A 22,721-nucleotide genomic window follows, 5' to 3' on the forward strand; every position below is an offset into this window, starting at 1 on the left:
ATGGCAACCACCGTTGGCGATGCCCCCGTAGCGATTGATATCAAGGGGCTTTACGCGGCTTATCAACGCCAGCCCGTGCTGGAAAACATTACGCTCCAGTTCCCTGCAGGTAAATGGACCGCCATTGTAGGTCCGAATGGCGCGGGGAAATCGACACTGTTTCATGTGCTTACCGGAAGCATGAAGGCGCTACGAGGCAAGGTGCAGGCGTTTGATGAGCCCATCGCAACGCACCGAAAAGCCGGGCATATCGCCTACATGGCGCAGCGCGAAGCGATTGAGTGGGATTTTCCTGTGTCGGTTTGGGAGACCGTCATGGGCGGCCGCTACGGGCATATGCGTTCAGATCGTTTATGGCGGCGTCTGCTTCCATCGCGTTGGTACCATCCTCGGCATGCCGAGGCGGTACATAGCGCACTAGAAGCGGTGGATATGCTGGCGCTGGCTGAATGCCCGATTGGCGCGCTCTCTGGAGGGCAGAAGAAGCGCGTGTTGCTGGCTCGTACGCTCGCTCAACAGGCCAATATTTTACTGCTGGATGAACCGCTGGCGGGGGTTGATCCGCCTAGCGAGCGGTTAATTTTAAACGTATTGGCAAAGGAACGAGAAGCCGGGCGTACGGTAATTATGGTCACTCATGATATGCCCGGTGCGCGCCGGCACGTTGATCATGTGGTGTTGATCAACCGCTTTATCCGCGGTACCGGTTCGCCTGACGAGATGCTCAGCGATGCTAAACTGGCCGAATTGGCGGTGAGCTCTATCGAACAGTCGGCAAATGATACGCCACATGCTCAAGCAACTTCATTCACGGCAGCCAGGGGGTAAACGAAGTGGCCGAATTCATGGTGGCAGCTGGTCTGTTGGGCGATGCGTTGGTGAGTGGACTGATTGCAGCGCTGATGGCTATCGTCAACCTATTGCCTGGCAGAGTCTCGGATGCCTTCCAGTACGCCTTTATGCAGCGCGCTTTATTAACCTCGGTGCTGGTGGGCTCCATTTGCGGCATTTTATCCTGCTACGTGGTGCTTAAGCGCTGGTCGCTGCTGGGGGATGCGATCTCCCATGCAGTGCTGCCGGGAGTGGCGATTGCCTACCTATTGGGCTGGCCGTTTTTTATTGGCGCTTTTATTACCGGTGCGCTGACCTCGGTGGGGATCGGCGCTATTGAGCGCCACACGCGGATAAAGTCTGACGCGGCCATGGGGCTGATGTTCACCGGCGCTTTTGCGCTGGGCATTGTGATTATTAGCAAAATCGCCTCTAGCACGCACTTGATGCATATTTTGTTTGGCAATGTGTTGGGCGTTCAGCAGTCGGCGCTGCTGCTGACGTTAGTGGCCAGCGTGATTGCTCTACTGGTGGTGTGGCTGGCTTATCGGCCACTGCTGCTTTACGCCTTTGACCCTCAGCAGGCTCAGGCATTGGGCTTTAATACCAGCGTGATTCACTACGGATTAATTCTGCTGCTAACGCTGACCATTGTGGCCAGCCTGGAAACCGTCGGTATTATCCTGGTTGTGGCGATGCTGATCACCCCAGGTGCAACGGCACATCTACTCACTGATCGCTTTAAAACCATGATGCTAATATCAGTGGGGGTGGGGGTTAGCTCGGCAGTCATAGGGCTGTGGCTTTCTGTGATGTTAGACGTTGCTTCTGGTGGCTCCATTGTATTGGTGGCGACAAGCTGGTTCTTTATGGCGCTGCTGTTCTCGCCCAAGCAAGGTGTGCTGGTGCGTCAGTGGCGCCGTAGGTATATGGGTTAACGTTAAAACACTCCTTTAAGCTGTCTTTCCGCTTTCTCAAGAGCTTCTGGCGTGCCCAGTAGTACCACTACATCCTCTTTGGATAACTCCGTTTCATCCATAGTGTAGCGAAGTCGCTCACCGTTTCTCACTAACGCGGTAACGGTGATTTCTAGCGATTCAAAATCATATTGCCTTAGTTTTTTTCCGAGACAAGGGCTGCCCTCCTCAATCAGCACGGAGTGTAAGCGCTCCACTTGCTCATTATCCTCCTCATTGAGCCTTTCAAGATTGCCGCGAAAAAGCTCTTTCAGCATAGGGTAGCGATGTATGCGTTGTTCTTGTAGACGCTGCGTTACGCGCCACATGGGGACATTCAAAGCAAGTAAAGAATGCATCGCCATTACCATGCCGCTTTCAAGAGTTTCAGGGATGACTTCGGTTGCCCCTGCCTCACGTAACTCCTCGGTCCCAGATTCGTCGCGCGTGCGCACCACAACAGGCAGATTGGAGTTAACATTTTTAATATGCTGAAGTGTACGTAACGCTGCTGTTCTGTCGTCATGACCGATAATCACCAGTGTTGACTGGCCGATACCAATGCTTTCGAGCGTTACAGAGTCAGAGGCATCGCCATAAAACACGGGGTGGCCTGCTAAGCGCGCCTCTTTGACGATGGTGGGATCCATATCCAGCGCGACGAAGGGAATGGCTTCGTGTTCAAGAAAACGGCTAATCACTTGGCCAGTGCGCCCATAACCACAGATGATGACATGATGTTGATAATGGTTATTGGCGTCGGGACGGTCGGCATCATGTAGATGACGCTGTCCTCTGTCTTTGAATAGCCAAGCTGCTATTGGTTGGTTGTAGCGAATAAGAAACGGCGCTGCAATCATTGAAAAGAGCACAGACGTAAGTGCTATTTGCGCCGCATGAGTATCAATTATATTTCCTTCTAAGCCGATAGAAAGAAGAGCAAAGCCAAACTCTCCCCCTACCGCGAGGGTGATGCCTGTACGAAAAGCCGTTTGCATATCTATACCGGAAAATCGCACGATTAAAGTCACTATCAGCATTTTTATCGTTAATAATGCTAGCGCGCCTAGCAATGCTGCTTGCCAGATATCAGGGAGTAGAGCTGGCTCAACCAGCATGCCAATGCTTATGAAGAAAAGGCCTAATAAAACATCACGAAACGGTCTTATGGTCGTTTCAATTTGGTGTCTGAACTCAGTTTCGCCTAAAACCATGCCAGCGAGAAATGCCCCAAAGGCCATGGAGAGGCCTAGCGTATTGGTTGTCCATGCAGCTACTAATGAGACAAATAAGACGGTAAGAGTGAAAAGCTCTGCTGAGCGTCGCTCAGCTACTATATGGAAAAGGGGTTTCAAAACGTAACGACCGGAGACCAACACTATAACGAATGCGGCGAGCGCCTTTAATAATGCAAACCCCAGCGCCCCGGCGACCTCACTAGCTGCAACCGCTCCCAATACAGGAATAACAACAACAAAAGGTACGGCTGTTATATCTTGAAAAACTGACATGGTAGTACCCAAACGGCCGTGCCGGGTCTGGCTCTCACCTTGTTCCATTAATTGTTTACTGATGATCGTGGTCGACGATTGAGTAAATACCGCACCGACCACAAAAGCGGCTGCAATTGGTAGACCTATCCACCACGCTAATAGCGTAATAGCCGCAGTTGTCACAGCGACCTGTGCAGTCCCCAACCCCAAAATGGTATGTCGCAAAGCGTAAATTTGCGGTAGTGAAAAGCTTAGGCCAATGGTAAACAATAAAAAAACGATGCCGAATTCTGCAATCATCCGGATGTGAGTTTCCTCTAATGCCGGACCCGCAGTATGTGAACCTAAAATAACCCCAACGAGGAGGTAGGCTAAACTAGGAGGGATGCGCAAACGCTGAAACAAAAGAACGATAAAAACGGTGACACCCAGAAGTATCAGTGTTTGTACCAGCGTTTGTTCCAGCATCAATATTAAATCCTTTCTTAATCAAATGTGTTAACCAAACATTTTTAGATGCAGGTTTTGGCAAGCAATCAGCAGAACTCCGCGAATCAAACAGTGCGAAGGTTAAAAGCACAATACAAAGTGGCGAAATTAGCGATTAGCCTGTATTTCAGTAGCAGAACGTGTGTTCAACAAAGCCGACTACCCAATAGCAGAAGCGATGGATCCAGGTTTTGCCACCCCCACCATGCTAATGCCAAAACGCCCATCAAGGCAGCTGCAAATAGTAGAGAGGTAAAAGCTATGGAGATGTTCATAGGGTTGCCTTGGTTAAAACACCACGTTCCAGCGGCTTTTCACTGATAGACCAATGCAATGCAGCGGCCACTACCGAGAGCACAATGGCAAGCTGCCATACTGTGTTGTAGTGGCCGGTAAGATCATAAAAATAGCCGCCTAGCCATACGCCCATAAAAGACCCTAACTGGTGAAACAGAAAGACGATGCCTCCCAGCATGGAAAGATGACGTACACCAAATACTGAAGCCACAATGCCATTAGTCAGCGGTACGGTAGAGAGCCATAGCAGCCCGATAGCAATACCAAAAATATAAGCACTGATAGGACTAAGCGGTAAATATATAAACGCCGTAATCACTATGCCACGAATCAAATAGAGCCAAGTCAACAGCTTGGGTTTGGACCAGATGCCCCCCATCCAGCCTGCGGTATAGGTGCCGACAATGTTAAACAGCCCTACTAGTGCCAATACCGTTGTTCCTACCTGTACCGCTAGACCGTTATCAAACAGATAGCCGGGCAGGTGGACAGCAATGAAAACTACCTGAAAGCCACAAACAAAGAATCCCAGACAGAGCAGCCAAAACCCTTTTTGACCTGCTGCTTCGTTGAGCGCATCTTTCAAGCTTAAATCGGTGGTGGTTTTGGCTGAGGGTTTATCACGCAACATGGCTCCCAGCGGAATGATAATGGTCGCGATAGCCGCCATTGCCAGCAGCGCCGCCGCCCAGCCAAGCCACTGTAGCAAGCCAAGCGTTCCGGGCAGCATGGCAAATTGCCCGAATGAGCCAGCTGCACTGACAATGCCCATGGCCATACTGCGTTTTTCAGGCGCCACAGCGCGGCCAACGGCGCCTAAAATGACTGAGAATGTCGTCCCCGAAAGACCAAGACCAATCAATAACCCGGCGCTGACCGTCATGCCTAATACCGAGGTCGAGAGGCTCATAAATAGCAACCCTATTGCATATAACAAGCCGCCCACAACGATAATCCTTGCGGCTCCGAAACGATCCGCCAGGGCGCCGGTGAAAGGTTGCGATATGCCCCAAACCAAATTCTGTAGGGCTAGTGCGAAAGCGAACACGCCGCGCCCCCAGCCTAGCTCACTGCTTAGGGGCTCCATAAAGAGCCCAAAGCCATGGCGCAAGCCCATGGCAGTGGAAATAACCAAACTTCCTAATATAATCAGTAGCAGCGCATGATGGCGAGCGAGAGCCATAGTGTTCTCTTTTATTTGCAGGCTTACAGTTCGCTTACTATCGCATGGCTAGTGAGTGTTTAGAAGCTACCCAATACGCTGCCTAGTATAATAATGCTGATATGAGTGGCGTAATTTAGATTTACACTTTTAATCTGCTAAAATCCGCTTTCTTCGCCGTTAATGACCTCTCAATAGCTCTAGGGATCTTCATGAATGCAGTAATTCTTGCCGTGCTAGTGATGGTGGCACTGTCACTTGCGCGCGTTTCAGTGGTATTTGCTTTGGTGGTAGGCGCCCTAGTCGGCGGCTTAGTGGGTGGGTTGTCATTAGAACAAACCCTGGACGCCTTTAATCAAGGCGTAGGCGGTGGGGCGCAAGTGGCGCTGGCTTATGCCACCTTAGGCGCCTTCGCGGTGGCGATCTCCCGCTCTGGATTGCCGGATATGCTGGCTAATCGTTTGATTAAGCTGCTGGGTCAAGAAGAGGCTACTGCCACGCAGCAGGCGCGGGTCAAAATGTTGCTGCTCATGGCGGTATTGCTGGTGGCGATCTCTTCACAGAATGCGATTCCGGTGCATATTGCCTTTATTCCCGTGTTGATTCCGCCGCTGTTAAGCGTAATGAACCGCTTAAAGTTGGATCGCCGTGCGGTAGCGTGCGCCCTCACCTTTGGTTTAACGGCGCCTTATATGCTGCTGCCGGTAGGGTTTGGGGCGATCTTCCTTAATGACATTTTGTTGGCCAATTTAAATAGCGCCGGGGAGCCGTTAGGGTTGGAAATTACTCGTGGCATGGTGCCGATGGCGATGGCGATACCCGTAGGCGGTATGGCGCTGGGGTTAATCGTTGCGCTATTTTGGAGCTATCGGCGTCCGCGAGAATACCAGGCCCAAGATATTGCTAACGCTAATGTGATGGAAGGGCATACACCTGCTCAGCCACATATGCTGGGGTTAGTAATGTCGGGAGTGGCGATCGTTGCGGCACTTGGTCTGCAGCTTTATAGCGGCTCAATGATATTAGGTGGCTTGGTAGGGATTGGCCTGCTTTCAATGGGCGGGATCTTTAAATGGCGTGAAGCGGATGATCTGTTTACCAGCGGTATGCGTATGATGGCGCTGATCGGTTTCATCATGATTTCTGCTGCGGGCTTTGCGGAAGTAATGAAAACCACCGGAGAGATTGATGCGCTGGTGTCGGGCGCCTTCGCGCTCTTTGGTGATAACCGTGGTTTGGCGGCGTTGGTGATGCTGCTGGTCGGGCTGTTTATTACTCTGGGCATCGGTTCGTCGTTCTCGACCATTCCGATTATCGCCGCGATTTTTGTACCCTTGGCGGTACAGTTTGGCTTCTCGCCCATGGCGACCGTTGTGTTGGTTGGCACGGCCGCGGCGCTGGGTGATGCTGGTTCACCCGCGTCTGATTCAACCTTGGGGCCAACCTCTGGTCTTAACGTTGACCGTCAGCATGATCATATGTGGGACAGCGTCGTGCCGACGTTTTTGCACTACAACATTCCGTTAGTGGGTTTTGGCTGGCTAGCGGCGATGATGCTTTAAAGGCGCTGTTGCTAAACAGCACTATTTTAAACGTAAAAGGGACAACCACTAGTGTTGTCCCTTTTCACATTTTAATAACTCACTATTTAGGTAGGTGGCTTTCAAACGCGCTTAATAGCCCCCGCAACAGCGAAAGTTCTTTGCGGCTAGGCTGAGCGCGGGCGAAGAGGGCTTGAAGCTGCTCTTCAGTGCGGGCGTGAGGCTGGGTTAGAAAGCCACTCGCCTGCATCAAGCAGCCCAGGTGCGCTTGAAAGTGTAGGAACTGTTCGCGGCTGGGCGGCGTTGCCGCTAGCGGGCGCTGGTAAGCAAAGCCACTGTCCTCGCCTTTGCGCCAGGCGCGGTGCACTTCATAAGCCAGTATCTGTACCGCCTGGGATAAATTCAGAATGCCGTAATCAGGATTGGCAGGAATGCTGACTTGATGTGTGCAGCAGTGAATCTCATCGTTAGTCAGTCCCGAACGCTCGCGCCCAAACACTAGCGCCACCGGCGCGGTTTGCGCGTTGTGAATGACGTCTGCTGCCATCTCATCGGGTTCGTCAAAGTGGGGCAAGGGTAGGCTGCGTAAGCGGGCGCTGGCACCGACGACCTGAACGCAATCGTTAACGGCTTCATCCAGTGAGCTAACCACGCGAGCGCTCTCCAGAACATCGGTGGCGCCCGCCGCTAGCCGAGTCGCCTCTTTATCCGGAAACATGCGTGGATTAACCAGCACCAGTTCGGTTAGGCCCATGGTTTTCATCGCCCTTGCCGCAGCGCCGATATTACCTGGATGAAAGGTCTGCACGAGTACGATACGGATATGTTGCAACATGCGCTAGTTAGCCTGGTCGCTTAAAAAATCGCGCTGATGATACCACGCTTGCCCAACGCATAGGGGTTCAAACTGCGTAAAACAGCAAGCCCTAAACGCAACAACCCCTAAACGCAACAACCCCGCACAAGGCGGGGTTGTTGGTGACTGCTTTAACAGCTAACAGTCTTGAGCAGAGGGCTCAGGGGTGCATTACATCATGCCGCCCATGCCACCCATTCCGCCCATGCCACCCATATCAGGGGCAGCGTCTTTCTCTTCCGGGTCTTCAGCGATCATGCACTCGGTGGTGATCATCAGGCCCGCAACAGAACCCGCGGACTGCAGCGCAGAACGGGTAACTTTAGCTGGGTCTAGAACACCCATTTCGAACAGGTCGCCATATTCACCGGTTTGAGCGTTGTAACCAAAGTTACCTTCGCCATCTTTCACGCGATTGATTACAACGGCGGGCTCGGCACCGGCGTTAGAAACGATTTGACGCAGCGGTGACTGCATAGCGCGTAGCGCCATGTTGATACCGTGGTTCTGGTCTTCGTTGTCGCCGGTCAGGCCTTGCACTTTGGCCATGACGCGAACCAGTGCAGTACCGCCACCAGGTACAACGCCTTCTTCAACGGCCGCACGGGTAGAGTGCAGGGCGTCTTCAACGCGGGCTTTCTTCTCTTTCATTTCCACTTCGGTGGCAGCACCGACGCGGATAACGGCAACACCGCCTGCCAGTTTGGCAACGCGCTCTTGCAGCTTCTCTTTGTCGTAGTCAGAAGAAGTGTCTTCGATCTGCGCACGGATCTGGTTAACGCGTGCTTCGATATCGTTTTCCACGCCAGCGCCATCAATGATGGTGGTGTTCTCTTTCGACATCGTCATGCGCTTAGCGGTACCCAGGTGATCCAGGTTCGCTTGCTCAAGCGTTAGGCCAACTTCTTCAGAAATAACCGTGCCGTTGGTCAGGATGGCAATATCCTGCAGCATGGATTTGCGACGGTCGCCAAAGCCAGGCGCTTTAACAGCGGCTACTTTAACGATACCGCGCATGTTGTTCACTACCAGTGTTGCCAGCGCTTCGCCTTCGATATCTTCAGCGATGATAGCCAACGGCTTGCCCTGCTTAGCAACGGCTTCTAGCACCGGCAGCAGCTCACGGATATTGGAGATCTTTTTATCCACTAACAGGATGTAAGGATCTTCCAGTTCAACGGACATGGTGTCTTGGTTAGTCACGAAGTAAGGTGACAGGTAACCACGGTCGAACTGCATGCCTTCAACGACTTCCAGCTCATCTTCAAAGCCACGGCCTTCATCGACAGTGATGACGCCTTCTTTGCCGACTTTTTCCATCGCATCGGCGATGATTTCACCGATGCGCTTGTCGCCGTTTGCAGAGATTGTGCCTACCTGAGCAATCGACTTGGTGTCGGTGCAAGGTACAGACATGGCTTTGATTTCTTTAACCGCAGCGTTGACCGCTTGGTCGATGCCGCGCTTAAGGTCCATCGGGTTCATGCCGGCGGTCACGCCCTTCAGGCCTTCTGCGATGATTGCCTGGGCCAGAACCGTAGCGGTGGTGGTACCGTCGCCAGCGACGTCAGAAGTCTGTGAAGCAACTTCTTTCACCATCTGAGCGCCCATGTTTTCGAACTTGTCCTTCAGTTCGATCTCTTTGGCGACAGACACACCGTCTTTAGTAACAGTGGGGGAGCCGAAAGATTTTTCCAGTACCACGTTACGGCCTTTCGGGCCGAGGGTTACTTTTACTGCGTTGGCAAGAACGTCAACACCGCGCGCCATGCGCTTACGGGCATCATCGGAGAACTTAACTTGTTTAGCTGACATATCTGCTACTTCCTAAATTGAATGCAAAAACGTGAAAGTAATTAATCGAGGCGCTGGTTAAATAAGTACCAGCTGCAACGATGGTTAGCCTTCAACAACCGCAAGAATATCGGCTTCGCTCATGATCAAGACTTCTTCGCCGTCGACTTTTTGTTTCTCGACACCGTAGCCATCTTTAAAGATCACGTTATCGCCAACTTTAACGTCTAGCGGACGGACATCGCCATTTTCGAGAATGCGGCCATTACCAACGGCAAGTACTTCGCCACGTGTTGGTTTTTCTTGGGCATTGCCCGGAAGCACGATGCCGCCAGCGGTTTTTTGCTCTTCTTCAACGCGACGGACGATGACACGATCGTGCAAAGGACGGATATTCATTCACGTTCTCCTGAGTATGGTTGAAACCCTGATGAGGGCGGCTAGCTAAAAAGTGTTCTCGAGGGAGTAACCCGCGAGAATCGAAGACCTCACGGTCTTCGTTGTTAATGGCAGCTACCGTTTAGATCGCCACCGAATTTGTGTGCTGGATGAAAAATGGGGGCTGTGGATGGCCTTTCAAGGGGGCGGGTAATAAAAAATTGCTTTTTCGCTGATTTTCTTTCGAGGGGAAACCTTAACGACGGCGTGGGGGCTCATCTCGACTGATAAAATCCCCCTCAATCGGGCCATCTTGTGGTGACGATTGACTGTTTTGAGATTCATTGGATCGGGCTGATGAAGCACTCGGGCCTTGCTGTTGCCCAGCAACTTTTTTAAGCCCCAGCCAGGTCAGTGCCTTGAACATCAGCTGACGTGCGCTGGGAATCAAGCACGCCAGGCCTAGAGCATCAGACAAAAAGCCTGGGGCCATTAATAAGGCGCCACCGAAGATAAGCGCAGCGCCAGTTAATAGTTCACTGGAAGGAACCTCGCCAGCCTGCATACGCTGGCGTGCACGAGCAAACGTCGCGACCCCTTCTTTACGGATAAGATGAAGCCCGGCAAAACCGGTGCCGAGTACTAAGAGTAGGGTCGTTAGTAAGCCTATTTGACTGCCAATTGAAAAAAGGACAACAAAATCAAGTAGAGTAAACAGTGATATAAAAATAAGAATAGGCATGACTAACTCCAAAAAAACGCCAGAAAGCGGCTCGATAACCGTCGTAATTGCGTAATATGGTGACATAAATATAAATAGCAAGCAGCTAGCGTTGCGTATGGCAGCGGTGATGGGGCTCGATTTATGTCAATGCCTCTTCTATGTTGCAGTGCATAATGAGGCTGATTTAACCTGTCGTAAGGAGTCACAAATGGTACTTGCCGATAAAGTATTTGCAGTTACAGGTGGGGCGCGTGGGTTGGGTTATGCCATGGCGCTGCGGTTGGGCAAGCAGGGTGCGCGTATGGCGCTTTTGGATATGAGCGCTGAAGCGCTTGATCAGGCGGTATCGCAGCTTTCCGCTGAAGGTATCGACGCTCAGGCGTTTGTAGTCAACGTCGCCGACGAGGCCTCCGTAACTCAGGCATTTGCCGATATCGCGCGACGCATGGGGCCGGTCAGCGGCTGTGTCAATAATGCGGGTATTACTCAGGATGCGCTGCTGGTAAAGGCCAAGCAGGGGCAAGTGGATAAACGCATGTCCTTAGAGGCTTGGCAAAACGTCATTAATGTTAATTTAACCGGCGTTTTCCTATGCGGTCGCGAAGCTGCCACCCAGATGATTGAAGCCGGACATGAAGGCGTGATTGTCAATATCTCGAGCATTTCCCGGGCGGGCAATATGGGCCAGAGCAACTACGCTGCCGCCAAAGCGGGCGTACATGCACTGACGGTTACCTGGAGTCAGGAACTGGCCCGTTATGGTATTCGTACCGGCACCGTAGCGCCTGGGTTTGTGGCGACCGAAATGACCGCTGCAATGCGACCCGATATGTTAGAGCGCATCTCCTCAAGTGTGCCGTTAAAGCGTTTGGGTGAGCCCGATAATATTGCCCAAAGTGTGGCTTTTATTATTGAAAACGATTACTTCACCGGGCGCATCATTGAGTGTGATGGAGGGTTGCGACTGTGAGTTATCGCTGGGGCCGCGCAGGTTTTGCTAATTAAATAAATGGGCGGCCCAATAAGGCCGCCCATAAGGCATGCTTCATTGGCTTAAAAATAGTCGCGGCTAATTTTGCGCTGAAAGTACATCTCCAGGCGCAGTGTCATTGCCCAGCGTGGGTCGTAGCTGACATCGCGTTGAAAGTGCAGCTCTGGGATTACGTCGGCGAATAAAATGCCTTTATGAATATCGCGGCGGTAGCGCGTTTGCAGGTAGTAATTGGTCATGCGCGGGTTGGAGGCGCTTTCACCAATGGCAATGGCGGAGTAGCGCAGTGCGCTGCGCCGGTTAATGCGGTGATTGATTTCGGCAACTTCACTGTATTCGAGTTTATCTTCTTCCTCACGCCACTGAACGGTTGAGATAAAGCGTAAATGGCGGCTATCACTTAGCGCGCGGCCGACATCCCAGCGCGTCCGGGCGGAGTAGCCTTCATTGTTGAACCAAGAAACACGGTTATTCGATTCAAGCTGCCAAGGTCCTTCGCCGAGTTGCCATAGGCGTTCGCTAGTAAAACGTACGTAAGGATCCAACGGTAGGCGTAAACGCACCCCGGCACCTACTCGATTGCTCCAGTTTTCGCGTTTGTCGCGGCTTTCTAGCCAATCTAGCCCCAGCGTTGAACTGCGTCGGTCGCGCTGATCATTATTAAGGCGGCCCGAGCCCTGCTCTTCAAGCGTGCCTTGAGACTCTTCGGGATCACTCTCGATCACTAGGCGCAAGCGCTCTTCTGAGGTGGGTAGATCGATACGGTAACGGATCGATGTATCGCCGCGCGTGCCGTCGCCCTCCATCCAGTCAATTTCCTGGCCTAAGCGTAGGTAGGACTCGTTCTGGGCCTGCATATGATCGTCGGTGCCAAAAAAACCATCAATGCGCCGCGATGTATTGTCTACCCAGTTGCCTACGCTTTCGCGAAACGGCTCAACACGCTCTTCAGCCCACTCGGGTAAATCGCTATCTTCCTCTTCGGCATAGGCGTTAGCCGCGACGGAAGTCATTAGGCCAAGCCAGCAAAAGGTTATAATTTTATGCATCGAGTCGTTCCAGTCATTGCGTGCTTCGCCGTTTAGTATAAAAAGCAGTGTTTAGGGTGTTTATGGGTCTCTATCTCTTTTGCCCACTCTAGTACACGCTTTCGTTGGCCACGGCTGTTAAGACGACTGGTATCGACCTTGGCCGGAATAAGCTGGCGATTGAGCGCTGCATCTAAATCAAGATTAAAGGTACGTGAAGCGCCCATGGGCATATCTTCGGACCCATAAATGGCAATGACACGAATTTCGAGCTTGAGATTCTGCTTATGCAGCAGATCATCCTCAATTTCCCAATACGCTTTAACCTGGTTCACAATGTCACCAAACGATTGAATATTCAGGTAATCTCCTGAAGCCAGTGGGCCTTGATGGGTGCGATAGCGGTTTTCATGCTGTTCGCTGCTACGCTGTTGGTACTCCACCACGTCGAGATTGTAGCTGTGATTTTGGGTATGCAGTACCGCTACAAGGTGTTGGATATAGATCGCTTCACTACTCATATTGCTGATTAAGCAGATAGCATCGACGCCAGTGCCTTGGCCGCGATTAATAATAACGCGAGGACGCCGCTGGCGGACATAGCCGTTGTAGAGCAGCTGGGCATAAAACACCCATACAAACAGGGTGAAAATACTCGCAACTGCCGAGATTGCCTGAGCGTTTTCGTTGAGCCATTCCATTATTTGAGTTCTTTCTCATGTAGTTTGGCGAATTTAGGTTAATAACTTAGCGGAGAATTGCGTTTAAGTCAGCCACATGGCCAGCAATTAGCTATAAAATTCGCAAATGTCAGGCACAAAAAAATGGCATTAAGCCATTGATTGATATGAATATATAGTATGAGAGGGAACGCTTGATCCGTTGACTTTAAAGGCTGATCAAAGATATGCCTGTATAGCTAACTAGGCGATGACCAATTTAGGGGGGATAGGGTAATGCTAAGAGATTGAAGACTAACAAGTAATTGGTGCGGATGGGGAGACTCGAACTCCCACACCTTACGGCACTAGAACCTAAATCTAGCGTGTCTACCAATTCCACCACATCCGCTAAGACGAGGCGTATATTATCAAATTTTTGGCGTAAGTCAATCAATGATTTGATATTTATGCAGGTAGTCGTAAGGAGAAGGCATGGTGTTACAACAGTGGCTGCAGCGGGGAAGTCGTTGGTTACAGCGAGGCATGCCAGGGTATTGTGCGTTCTGTATGGCCACTGCCTTGCCAGGGCAAGGGTGGTGCGCTGCCTGTTTAAAAGAACTGCCTTGGAATCTTCACGCCTGCCAGCAATGTGGAGACCCGGTGGCGCATGAAACGCCACTGTGTGGGCACTGCCTAACGGAGCCGCCGGCATTTACGGCCACCCAGACTGGGCTGCTATATCAAGGTGCCATTAAAGCGCTGGTGCATGATTTTAAATTCCATGCCTCCTCGCGGGCGGGCATGTTGTTAAGCGAGCTGATGTTATTGGCCCCGCCGCTTATCAAAGCAAACGCTTTTTTGTCAGTACCGATGCATCCAACCCATGCCCGCACACGAGGCTTTAATCAATCGCACTGGTTAGCTGAGAGGCTTAGTCAACAGCTGGGCGTGCCCATGGTGAGTAGTGCAGCGCGAGTAAAACACTCGCCCTCTCAGCGCACCCTGAACCGCCGTCAACGGGCTGCCAACCTAGCGGGCGCCTTTGTATTGGCATCGCCGCCACCTTCACATGTCGTGATAATCGATGATGTGGTGACAACTGGCTCTACAGGGCACGCATTGGCTCAAGCTGCGCTAGAGGCCGGAGCCAGCCGAGTCGATATATGGGCTGCAGCGCGGACACCCCTAGGCAAGGATTGATAGAATAGACTTTTCGCAATCTTTAGCTTCTTCGCCAACCCAGGAGTGACCGATGTCACACCCGTTTAGCTCTCTTTCGCCCGACTTGGTGATGTCTGCCGTAGAGTCACTGGATATTTGGCCTGCAGGCGAACCCTTTGCGCTAAATAGCTACGAAAATCGTGTGCTGATGTTTCGCGATGATGATGGCAAAAATTGGATTGTTAAGTTTTACCGCCCTGACCGCTGGTCCGATATGGCGATTCAGGAAGAGCACGATTTTCTGCAGCAACTAGCCAATCAAAATGTACCGGTAGTGGCCCCGTGGCGCGATAAGGCCGGTGCGTCGATACACTATTTTAAGGCATTTCGATTTACCCTATTTCCCCATTGCCCCGGCCAAGCACCAGAGTTGGATAACCCGTCGCACCTGTTTGCCATGGGGGAGCTGCTAGGCCGATTACACCAAGTGTCCGCTAACAAAACGTTTCAGCATCGCCCACGTTTAGAAATGGCCAGCGGGGTGCTTGATGCTCAGCAGCGCGTGCTAACGAGCGAAAGGTTGACGCGGCATCAGCGGCGAGCTTATGAGAAGGTTGTTCAAAAAGTGCACCAGCAGCTGTTAAAGCACAGCGTGCCTGCCAGCAGCATGATCCGCTGCCACGGAGACTGCCATTTGGGCAATGTGCTGGGGCGTGACGAGCAGTTTACGCTCGTTGATTTTGACGACTGTATTATGGCGCCTGCTATGCAGGATATCTGGATGTTACTACCCACCGATGATCCCCAGGGCTGGCGATCCCACTTAAGCGAAATTACCGAAGGGTACGAAGAGAGCTGTTCATTCCCGAGTGATCAAATGGCGTTAATTGAGCCGTTAAGAAGTTACCGCCTTATCCGACACTCAGCATGGCTGGTGTCACGCTGGGATGACCCGGCGTTTCCACGTGCATTTCCTTGGCTGGCAGATAGTGGCTACTGGGATCAGCATATCCGCCAGCTAGAGCAACAGTGTCTTCAGTTAGACAATCCACGTTGGCTAGCGTAACCAGGTGGAGTAGGGCGCTTATTTGCTCAGTCAGGCACGGATTCTTCGCGGGGAACGGGGTTGGCGATGCCTTCACCATCTACTTGGCGGCGCTGCTGATTAAGTTCTGCAGAAGGATTATCCAGCTCGGTTATTTCCAGCGCTTCGTCTAGCGTAAGAAGAAATGTTTGCCCGGGGGAAAGCGTGCAAGGCGTATCTTCGCAAGCGATGCCGTATTGACCATCCTCAGCATAAGCGCTAGCACTAAAATCGCCGCTGAAAATATTGCTGTCAGCGCCGTGGGTTTCAATGCACGTTGCCTCTTGTGTGGTAACACGAATACGTTCATCCACTCGTTGCGCATTGCCCACAATTACACAAAACTCCGGCAGTGAATGGGAGGCGCTGCCTGCTTGAGTAGGGTGCAGTAAAATATCGCTTAGGCGCGCTTGGTTCGAATTAAATGTTAGCTCTTCTACAACCTCAACACCGACGGTCGCCTCGTTGGGCAGTGACAGTGTAGCGTCTGCCGCTGAGGCGTATAGAGGCATTGCAAAAAATGGGGCCGCGATGGCGGTTAACCAAAAATGTGATGGCTTAAATGACATGGCGAACTCTCAGGGTTGGTGCCTGCAGTAAAGGCAGTAAAATAGTACGATTTATCATATCACAGGCCCCTGGTATGCAAAGTGGGTGGCGCGGCGCTCTGCCGCAGGCAGGGGAGGCCTTCGTCGGGCAGATGCGTTAAAATGCGCTCTTTATTTAATTTCTATTACGCATCCGTTTGAAATGGTTTTTAAAATAGTTTCTACAATAGTTTTTGACGAGGCTTTATATGTCCGATGATATCGCTGAGCACTATCGCCAGATAATTTCCGCACTGGGTGAAGACCCCAACCGTGAAGGGCTGAGAGATACGCCTAAGCGGGCAGCGAAGGCCATGCAGTTTTTGAATGCAGGCTACACGCAGTCGTTGGACGAAATTATTAATGGTGCGGTATTTGAATCACAAACCGATGAAATGGTGCTGGTGAAAGACATTGAGCTTTATTCGATGTGTGAGCATCACCTGCTGCCGTTCATTGGTAAATGTCACATTGCCTATTTACCCAATGGTAAAGTATTAGGATTGTCTAAGTTTGCACGTATCGTCGATATGTTTGCCCGCCGCATGCAGATTCAGGAGAACCTTACTCGCGAGATCGCCGAGGCAGTGCAGGAAGTTACCCAGGCTAAGGGCGTGGCTGTAGTGGTTGAAGCGCGTCATCTATGTATGATGATGCGAGGCGTAGAGAAACAGAATTCCAGCATGACGTCGTCGGTGATGTTGGGTGGTTTTCGCACCAACCAAGCGACGCGGCAAGAATTTTTGATGCTCATTAATTAAATTAGCCTCGTTTATGGGCCAATTAAGCACGCCACAAACTTGGTCTAAGCGGGCGTTTCGTCTTAGCATGAGGACGTTAATGAGCCTAATAAGGCCATCATTTTGGTTAGGAGCCTGTCATGGAAGCGCTTAACGAAACACAGCTATATTGCCCATTTGCCTATATTGATGGCAGTTGGGTTGCGGCAGATAGCGGCGAGCAGATTACGGTATTAAATCCGGCAACTGGCGAGGCGATTGGCAATATTCCTCGTTTGGGTAAAGCCGAGACAGAGCGCGCAATTGATGCAGCCGATGCTGCGTTACCGGCATGGCGAGCGCTGACCGCCCAGGAGCGCGCTGACCTGCTAATGAAGTGGCACGACTTGATGCTCGAGCATCAGCAGGATCTCGCCATGCTGATGACGTTTGAACAGGGCAAGCCGCTTAAAGAAGCCGCCGGTGAAATTGCTTACGCGGCCAGCTTTTTACGCTGGTTTGCCGAAGAGGCGCGGCGCGTTTATGGTGAAACGATTCCGGCGGCGAAAGCCAACCAGCGCATTGTGATTACCAAGCAGCCGGTAGGGGTGGTGGGCGCGATTACGCCCTGGAACTTCCCCGCCGCGATGATTACCCGCAAAGCCGGAGCGGCATTGGCTGCTGGCTGCACGATTGTGGTTAAGCCAGCCAGCCAAACCCCATTTTCAGCCACTGCGCTGGCCTTGTTAGCCGAACGTGCAGGCATCCCTCGCGGGGTTTTTAACGTGGTGCCGGGCAGCGCCAGTGAAATTGCCCAGGCCATGACCCAGTCACCGAAAGTGCGCAAAATCACCTTCACCGGCTCTACTGAAGTAGGCCGTAAACTGATGGCGCAAGCGGCGGAGCATATTCAGAAGATCTCGCTAGAGCTTGGCGGTAATGCACCCTTTATCGTGTTTGAAGACGCCGATTTGGATGCCGCCGTTGAAGGCGCTATGGCCGCCAAGTTCCGCAATGCTGGGCAAACCTGCGTATGCACTAACCGTTTCTTGGTGCAGTCGAGCGTCATTAACGCTTTTTGTGAAAAATTAGCGGTCGCCATGAACAGCGAGCTATACGTGGGTGATGGCACCAAGCCGAACATCAATATCGGCCCGTTGATTGACGAAAATGCGGTTGAAAAAGTCAGTGAGCATGTTCAGGATGCCATTGATAATGGCGCTGAGCTGCTGCTTGGCGGTCATCCGCACCCGCTGGGCGGTAATTTCTTCACCCCCACGCTGATCAGTTTCGCTACCGACCAAATGAAAGTAGCGCACGAAGAGACGTTTGGTCCGCTGGCGGCGGTTTTCCCGTTTGACGATGAAGAGGCCGCTATTGAGATGGCCAATGACACTCAGTATGGCCTAGCCTCTTATTTCTATTCTCGTGATTTCGCCCGCGTATGGCGTGTGGCCGAGGCACTGGAATATGGCATGGTGGGTATTAATACCGGCATTATCTCCAATGCCTCTGCACCGTTTGGTGGCGTAAAAGCATCCGGTTTAGGCCGCGAGGGTGGTCATCAAGGCTTGGAAGAGTATCTGGAAACCAAGTACCTATGTATTGATCTTGGCTAGGCGCCTAGCTGCTATTGCTGAGTGAATGAAATAGTCTAAAAAGCCCCCATCGGCAGCATGCTGATGGGGGCTTTTTTTTTACGGCGGTAATTAAGGCCGGGCTAGCGGCTGATCTTAATGGCGGAAGTGGCGCATGCCGGTAAACACCATGGCAATACCAGCTTCGTTGGCAGCATCAATGACTTCCTGGTCGCGCATTGATCCGCCCGGCTGAATAACGGCGGTAATGCCCGCCGCTGCGGCGGCATCGATGCCGTCGCGGAAGGGGAAGAAAGCATCAGATGCCATCACCGAGCCAGGCACTGAAAGACCTTCGTCAGCGGCTTTAATGCCGGCGATCTTGGCCGAGTAAACGCGGCTCATTTGCCCGGCGCCCACGCCCACGGTTTGGCCCGCGTTGACGTACACAATGGCGTTGGATTTGACGAATTTGGCTACCCGCCAAGCAAAGCCAAGATCGCGTAACTCCTGCTCGCTGGGTGCGCGCTGGCTAACCACGGTCAGGTCGTTGCGGGATACCATGCCGTCGTCGCGCTGCTGAACCAGCAAGCCGCCGTTGACGCGCTTAAAATCCAGCGCTGGCTGTTGCGCACCGGGCCAGTGAGCGCTGACGTCCAACAAGCGTACGTTTTGCTTGTTAGCCACAATGGCGGCGGCTTCGTCGCTGACGCCAGGGGCAATAATCACTTCGACAAACTGGCGGTCGATAATTGCCTGAGCTGTTTCGGCGTCCAGCGGCATATTGAAGGCGATAATGCCGCCAAACGCGCTGGTAGGATCCGTGGCAAACGCTTTTTCATAGGCTTCAAGCGCGGTGGTGCCAATAGCAACGCCGCAGGGGTTGGCGTGCTTAACGATAACGCAGGCCGTCTCGTTAAAGGCCTTGACGCACTCAAAGGCGGCGTCGGTATCGGCCACATTGTTATACGAAAGCGGTTTGCCCTGGAGCATTTTTGCGGTGGCAACGCTGGGTTCGCTTGCCTGAGGGTCTACGTAGAAGGCCGCTTGCTGATGGGGGTTTTCGCCGTAACGCATATCCTGCTTTTTAGCTAGCTGCAGGTTAAAGGTGCGCGGGAAAGCTTCATCGGCAGTCGTTACTTTGCGGCCTAGGTAGTCGGCAATGGCGCCATCGTAGCCAGCGGTGTGCTCGAAGGCTTTTACCGCTAAATCGAAACGCGTGGCGCGGCTTACCTGACCATCTTGGGCGGCCAGCTCGCCGAGCACTCGCGGGTAGTCGCTGCTATTGACCACAATGGTGGTGTAGGCATGGTTTTTGGCGCAGGCGCGAACCATGGTGGGGCCGCCGATATCGATATTCTCGATGGCATCTTCTAGCGTGCAGTCGGGTTTGGCGACAGTGGCGGCGAAGGGGTAAAGATTGACCACCACCATGTCGATTGGGGTGATGTTGTTCTCGGCCATTACCGCATCATCCTGGCCACGGCGGGCTAAAATACCGCCGTGAATTTTCGGATGCAGCGTTTTAACCCGGCCATCCATAATTTCGGGGAAGCCAGTGTGCTCAGAGACCTCTTTTACAGGGATGGCATTTTCTTGCAGCAAGCGGAAAGTGCCACCGGTGGAGAGCAGCTCAACACCCTGCTCAGTCAGCCCGCGGGCGAATTCCACAATGCCGGTTTTATCAGACACGCTCAACAGGGCGCGGCGGACGGGGGTAGCGTTGCTGTCAGTCAGGGAAGGATTATCAGCCATAAGAGGGGTATCAGCCATTAGAGTGCTCGTGTGCAGAGTCTAGAATTAAAAACAACAACGCCCCTGGGTTTATGGGGCGTCACCTTCGATAAGTCCGTATAGCTTGAGTTTTTTGCGCAGAGTGCCTCGGTTCAGCCCCAGCACATCAGCGGCTCGGGTCTGGTTGCCGTCGGTGTGCTCCAAGACACTGGCGAGTAAAGGCGCCTCTACTTCAGCCATCACCATGGCATAAAGATCGCTAGCCTGGCTGCCGTCCAAGTGCTCAAAGTAGCGGCGCATAGCCGCTTCCACGGCCTCACGAAGCGGCTGTGGCGGTGCGTTAGTCGCAGGGTTCGCGAGCGTGCCCGCTAAATGAGCGTTGCTCTCGTAGACGGCATCGCTGGAGTAGCTGTCACTAGAGAGAAGATCGCGTTCGGTCATGCAGCATAGCTTCCTTTGGCTAGCAAACGCGTGGCGGCGCCGGGGGCCATCGCGTCGTTGATCCAATCAAATTGTGTCTCAGGTGACGCTAACGCATTGAACTGCTGTTTAAGCGCGCGCTGTTGAGGCGGCGTAAAGCGTTGGTCATCGCTGAGGTACCAGCCGACATGCTTGCGCGCAATACGCACTCCCATGGTGGTGCCATAAAACTCATGCAACGCTTCGACGTGCCCGTGAAGCACCTGATGGCGCTGCGTAAGGCTGGGAAGCGCCATCCGCTCTCCATATTGGAGATAGTGGCTGATCTGTTGAAAGATCCACGGGTTGCCCTGGGCACCACGGCCAACCATTACTGCGTCAGCGTCGGTATAAGCGAGTACCTCGGCGGCTTTTTCGGGACTTGTTATGTCGCCGTTGGCAATCACTGGGATCGATAGGTGAGACTTGATCTCAGCAATTGTGTCGTACTCTGCTTGTCCAGTATAGCGCTGTTGACGATGACGGCCATGTACAGCGAGCGATTGAATACCGGTTGACTCGGCGAGCCGTGCAATACGCAGGGCATTATTTGATTCGGCGCACCAGCCCGTGCGAATTTTCAGCGTCACGGGTATATCAACCGCTGCCACCACCGCCTCAAGAATCTTGGCCACCAGGGCTTCATCGCGAAGTAGCGCCGATCCGGCTGCTTTGTTGCATACTTTTTTGGCCGGGCAGCCCATATTGATGTCAATAATTTGTGCGCCCAGCTCGGCATTTAAGCGCGCCGCCTGGGCGAGCATTTCAGCATCGCCCCCGGCGATTTGCACCACCCGCGGGTCGGGCTCGCCGCGGTGATCCATGCGCAGCTGCGATTTACGAGTATGCCATAAGCTTGGGTCTGACGTGACCATTTCGCCCACCACCCAGCCAGCCCCAAGCCGTCGGCATAGCTGGCGAAAGGGGCGGTCGGTGACGCCGGCCATTGGCGCAAGCATTACCCTATTCGGTAACGCATACGGCCCAATGGTGGGTAATGTAGTGGTTGAGGTCATGGCGCGGGCTTTGTGTTTGCTGGGCTGTATGCGTGAGCTGACGGCGAGTAGACGCTTGCAAGGGGCGGTATGATACGCCTACTCGACGATAGGGTGAAGGCTGATTGCCGCTTTAACGTGGGCGCTGGCCATTTAGTCGCACCCAGCCTTCACGCATCACCGGCTCTTCCATGCTGATGCCTTGTGCTACATAGGCCTGATAAACATCATCGGCTTGATTGGCGAGGATGCCTGAAAGCGCAAGCCGACCGCCGGGCGCCACATGTCCGGCAATCATTGGCGCCAGCTCAACCAGCGGGCCCGCTAGGATATTGGCGGTCACGATAGGGTAGTCACCGTTATTGCCTAATTGCTCAGGGTAGTAGAGGCTCAAAGCCGGCTCAGCAATAGCGTTACGCTCGGCGTTATCACGGCTGGCCTGTAGTGCCTGGGGGTCAATATCGGTGGCGTCCGCGTGGCTGGCGCCCAGTTTGAGCGCAGCAATGGCGAGAATGCCCGAACCACAGCCCACATCCAGTACGGTCTGCTGTGCTAAATGTCCCTCAACCGCCAGCTCATCTAGCCACTCCAAACACAGTGCCGTGGTCGGGTGCGTACCGGTGCCAAAGGCAAGGCCAGGGTCGAGTATCAAGTTAACGGCGTCGGCCTCGGGTGGCTCGTGCCAGCTGGGCACAATCCACAGGCGTTGGCCCATGCGTAGCGGGGTGAAGTCGTCCATCCACTCGCGCTCCCAATCCCGGTCGGCTAGCAGCTCATACTCGATGGTCGGGCAGGGCTCGCCGGGCATCTGCTCAGACCAAGCGGCTTCGATGCGCTCCAGCATGCTCTCGACGCCTTCAAGGTCGTCATATAGGCCGGTTAGTATGGTGTCTTCCCACAGCGGTGTGGTGCCACGCTCGGGCTCAAATACCGGGTCGTCGTGGGCGTCTTGAAGACCAATGGCCGTCGCGCCTTCGTCAAGCAGTAGCTCTTCAAGAAGCTCTGCCTGTTCAGGCGCGACGTGGGCTTTGAGTTGCAGCCAGGGCATGGAGGTTCTCCGCAAGGCGATTTAAAGACAACTATAATGAGGACACATATAGTAAAGGCACATTCTGTAAAGACGCATTCTGTAAAGACAGGTACGGGGTGGACATGGCCACCCCGCTGGGTATCACACAGTGCACTGGAAAGCGCTTGGCTGCT

21 protein-coding genes and 1 tRNA gene are annotated in these 22,721 nt (G+C 53.0%); 8 read left to right on the forward strand and 14 right to left on the reverse strand.

The genetic code is table 11. From position 1 onward, the window contains the following. Together ACQE2I_RS08155 and ACQE2I_RS08160 are read left to right on the forward strand one after the other, a co-directional pair. A complete protein-coding gene (locus tag ACQE2I_RS08155; RefSeq protein WP_427031097.1) occupies positions 1-828 on the forward strand; it encodes a metal ABC transporter ATP-binding protein in 828 nt (275 codons plus the stop codon). Positions 829-845: 17 nt separating this feature from the next. After that, a complete protein-coding gene (locus ACQE2I_RS08160) occupies positions 846-1,769 on the forward strand; it encodes a metal ABC transporter permease (protein WP_427031411.1) in 924 nt (307 codons plus the stop codon). Between the two features lie 2 nt (positions 1,770-1,771). On the opposite strand, the gene ACQE2I_RS08165 is transcribed toward ACQE2I_RS08160, so the two are convergent. Together ACQE2I_RS08165 and ACQE2I_RS08170 are read right to left on the reverse strand one after the other, a co-directional pair. Further along, entirely contained in the window at positions 1,772-3,748 is a 1,977-nt protein-coding gene (locus ACQE2I_RS08165) for a cation:proton antiporter (RefSeq protein ID WP_427031098.1), read from the reverse strand. 292 nt (positions 3,749-4,040) lie between these two features. After that, positions 4,041-5,249 carry an MFS transporter gene (locus ACQE2I_RS08170; RefSeq protein ID WP_427031099.1) on the reverse strand — a complete coding sequence of 403 codons (1,209 nt, stop codon included), beginning with the start codon at positions 5,247-5,249 and terminating at the stop codon, positions 4,041-4,043. Positions 5,250-5,440: 191 nt separating this feature from the next. Between ACQE2I_RS08170 and ACQE2I_RS08175 the strand changes: the two genes are divergently transcribed. Continuing rightward, positions 5,441-6,790 (forward strand): Na+/H+ antiporter family protein, encoded by a 1,350-nt coding sequence (locus ACQE2I_RS08175; protein WP_427031100.1) that lies wholly within the window; start codon positions 5,441-5,443, stop codon positions 6,788-6,790. A gap of 82 nt (positions 6,791-6,872) precedes the next feature. Here ACQE2I_RS08175 and ACQE2I_RS08180 read toward each other — a convergent pair whose 3' ends face one another. From ACQE2I_RS08180 to ACQE2I_RS08195, 4 genes are all read right to left on the reverse strand, one after another. Next, positions 6,873-7,604 carry an RNA methyltransferase gene (locus ACQE2I_RS08180; protein ID WP_427031102.1) on the reverse strand — a complete coding sequence of 244 codons (732 nt, stop codon included), beginning with the start codon at positions 7,602-7,604 and terminating at the stop codon, positions 6,873-6,875. 192 nt (positions 7,605-7,796) lie between these two features. Then, entirely contained in the window at positions 7,797-9,440 is a 1,644-nt protein-coding gene (gene groL / locus ACQE2I_RS08185; protein ID WP_427031103.1) for a chaperonin GroEL, read from the reverse strand. 84 nt (positions 9,441-9,524) lie between these two features. Continuing rightward, positions 9,525-9,818: a co-chaperone GroES gene (locus ACQE2I_RS08190; protein ID WP_290835232.1), complete on the reverse strand. Its 294-nt coding sequence runs from the start codon at positions 9,816-9,818 to the stop codon at positions 9,525-9,527. Between the two features lie 235 nt (positions 9,819-10,053). Further along, positions 10,054-10,539: an FxsA family protein gene (locus ACQE2I_RS08195; protein ID WP_427031104.1), complete on the reverse strand. Its 486-nt coding sequence runs from the start codon at positions 10,537-10,539 to the stop codon at positions 10,054-10,056. A gap of 190 nt (positions 10,540-10,729) precedes the next feature. Here ACQE2I_RS08195 and ACQE2I_RS08200 point away from each other — a divergent pair, with 190 nt between their 5' ends. Next, the gene (locus tag ACQE2I_RS08200; protein ID WP_427031105.1) at positions 10,730-11,491 is read left to right on the forward strand and encodes an SDR family oxidoreductase; all 762 of its coding nucleotides are present in this window, start codon (positions 10,730-10,732) and stop codon (positions 11,489-11,491) included. 83 nt (positions 11,492-11,574) lie between these two features. On the opposite strand, the gene ACQE2I_RS08205 is transcribed toward ACQE2I_RS08200, so the two are convergent. The 3 genes from ACQE2I_RS08205 to ACQE2I_RS08215 form a co-directional block, all read right to left on the reverse strand. Then, on the reverse strand, positions 11,575-12,561 hold the full coding sequence (locus ACQE2I_RS08205) for a hypothetical protein (protein WP_427031106.1): 987 nt from the start codon (positions 12,559-12,561) through the stop codon (positions 11,575-11,577). Between the two features lie 32 nt (positions 12,562-12,593). Beyond that, on the reverse strand, positions 12,594-13,241 hold the full coding sequence (locus ACQE2I_RS08210; RefSeq protein WP_427031108.1) for a hypothetical protein: 648 nt from the start codon (positions 13,239-13,241) through the stop codon (positions 12,594-12,596). A 285-nt stretch (positions 13,242-13,526) separates the two neighbouring features. Beyond that, a tRNA-Leu gene (locus ACQE2I_RS08215) sits at positions 13,527-13,611 on the reverse strand. A gap of 83 nt (positions 13,612-13,694) precedes the next feature. Between ACQE2I_RS08215 and ACQE2I_RS08220 the strand changes: the two genes are divergently transcribed. Both ACQE2I_RS08220 and ACQE2I_RS08225 read left to right on the forward strand, forming a co-directional pair. Continuing rightward, complete coding sequence (locus tag ACQE2I_RS08220) at positions 13,695-14,402, forward strand: ComF family protein (protein WP_427031110.1); 708 nt, start codon at positions 13,695-13,697, stop codon at positions 14,400-14,402. A gap of 52 nt (positions 14,403-14,454) precedes the next feature. Continuing rightward, positions 14,455-15,429, forward strand: coding sequence for a serine/threonine protein kinase (locus ACQE2I_RS08225; protein WP_427031111.1), 975 nt, complete (start codon positions 14,455-14,457; stop codon positions 15,427-15,429). 26 nt (positions 15,430-15,455) lie between these two features. On the opposite strand, the gene ACQE2I_RS08230 is transcribed toward ACQE2I_RS08225, so the two are convergent. After that, positions 15,456-16,016 carry a hypothetical protein gene (locus ACQE2I_RS08230; RefSeq protein ID WP_427031113.1) on the reverse strand — a complete coding sequence of 187 codons (561 nt, stop codon included), beginning with the start codon at positions 16,014-16,016 and terminating at the stop codon, positions 15,456-15,458. A 227-nt stretch (positions 16,017-16,243) separates the two neighbouring features. Here ACQE2I_RS08230 and folE point away from each other — a divergent pair, with 227 nt between their 5' ends. Both folE and ACQE2I_RS08240 read left to right on the forward strand, forming a co-directional pair. Beyond that, the gene (folE, locus tag ACQE2I_RS08235; protein ID WP_427031114.1) at positions 16,244-16,795 is read left to right on the forward strand and encodes a GTP cyclohydrolase I FolE; all 552 of its coding nucleotides are present in this window, start codon (positions 16,244-16,246) and stop codon (positions 16,793-16,795) included. A gap of 119 nt (positions 16,796-16,914) precedes the next feature. Next, positions 16,915-18,372, forward strand: coding sequence for an NAD-dependent succinate-semialdehyde dehydrogenase (locus ACQE2I_RS08240; protein WP_427031115.1), 1,458 nt, complete (start codon positions 16,915-16,917; stop codon positions 18,370-18,372). 114 nt (positions 18,373-18,486) lie between these two features. On the opposite strand, the gene purH is transcribed toward ACQE2I_RS08240, so the two are convergent. The 4 genes from purH to prmA form a co-directional block, all read right to left on the reverse strand. Continuing rightward, on the reverse strand, positions 18,487-20,103 hold the full coding sequence (gene purH / locus ACQE2I_RS08245) for a bifunctional phosphoribosylaminoimidazolecarboxamide formyltransferase/IMP cyclohydrolase (protein WP_427031118.1): 1,617 nt from the start codon (positions 20,101-20,103) through the stop codon (positions 18,487-18,489). A 51-nt stretch (positions 20,104-20,154) separates the two neighbouring features. Further along, a complete protein-coding gene (gene fis, locus ACQE2I_RS08250; RefSeq protein ID WP_427031120.1) occupies positions 20,155-20,505 on the reverse strand; it encodes a DNA-binding transcriptional regulator Fis in 351 nt (116 codons plus the stop codon). Then, positions 20,502-21,539, reverse strand: a complete 1,038-nt coding sequence (gene dusB / locus ACQE2I_RS08255; RefSeq protein WP_427031122.1) for a tRNA dihydrouridine synthase DusB — start codon at positions 21,537-21,539, stop codon at positions 20,502-20,504. The genes fis and dusB overlap by 4 nt, the downstream gene beginning before the upstream one ends. A 112-nt stretch (positions 21,540-21,651) precedes the next feature. Further along, positions 21,652-22,566, reverse strand: a complete 915-nt coding sequence (prmA, locus tag ACQE2I_RS08260) for a 50S ribosomal protein L11 methyltransferase (protein ID WP_427031123.1) — start codon at positions 22,564-22,566, stop codon at positions 21,652-21,654. Positions 22,567-22,721: the final 155 nt, after the last annotated feature.

This window comes from Halomonas sp. H2 (assembly GCF_050215315.1).
Taxonomy (GTDB): domain Bacteria; phylum Pseudomonadota; class Gammaproteobacteria; order Pseudomonadales; family Halomonadaceae; genus Vreelandella.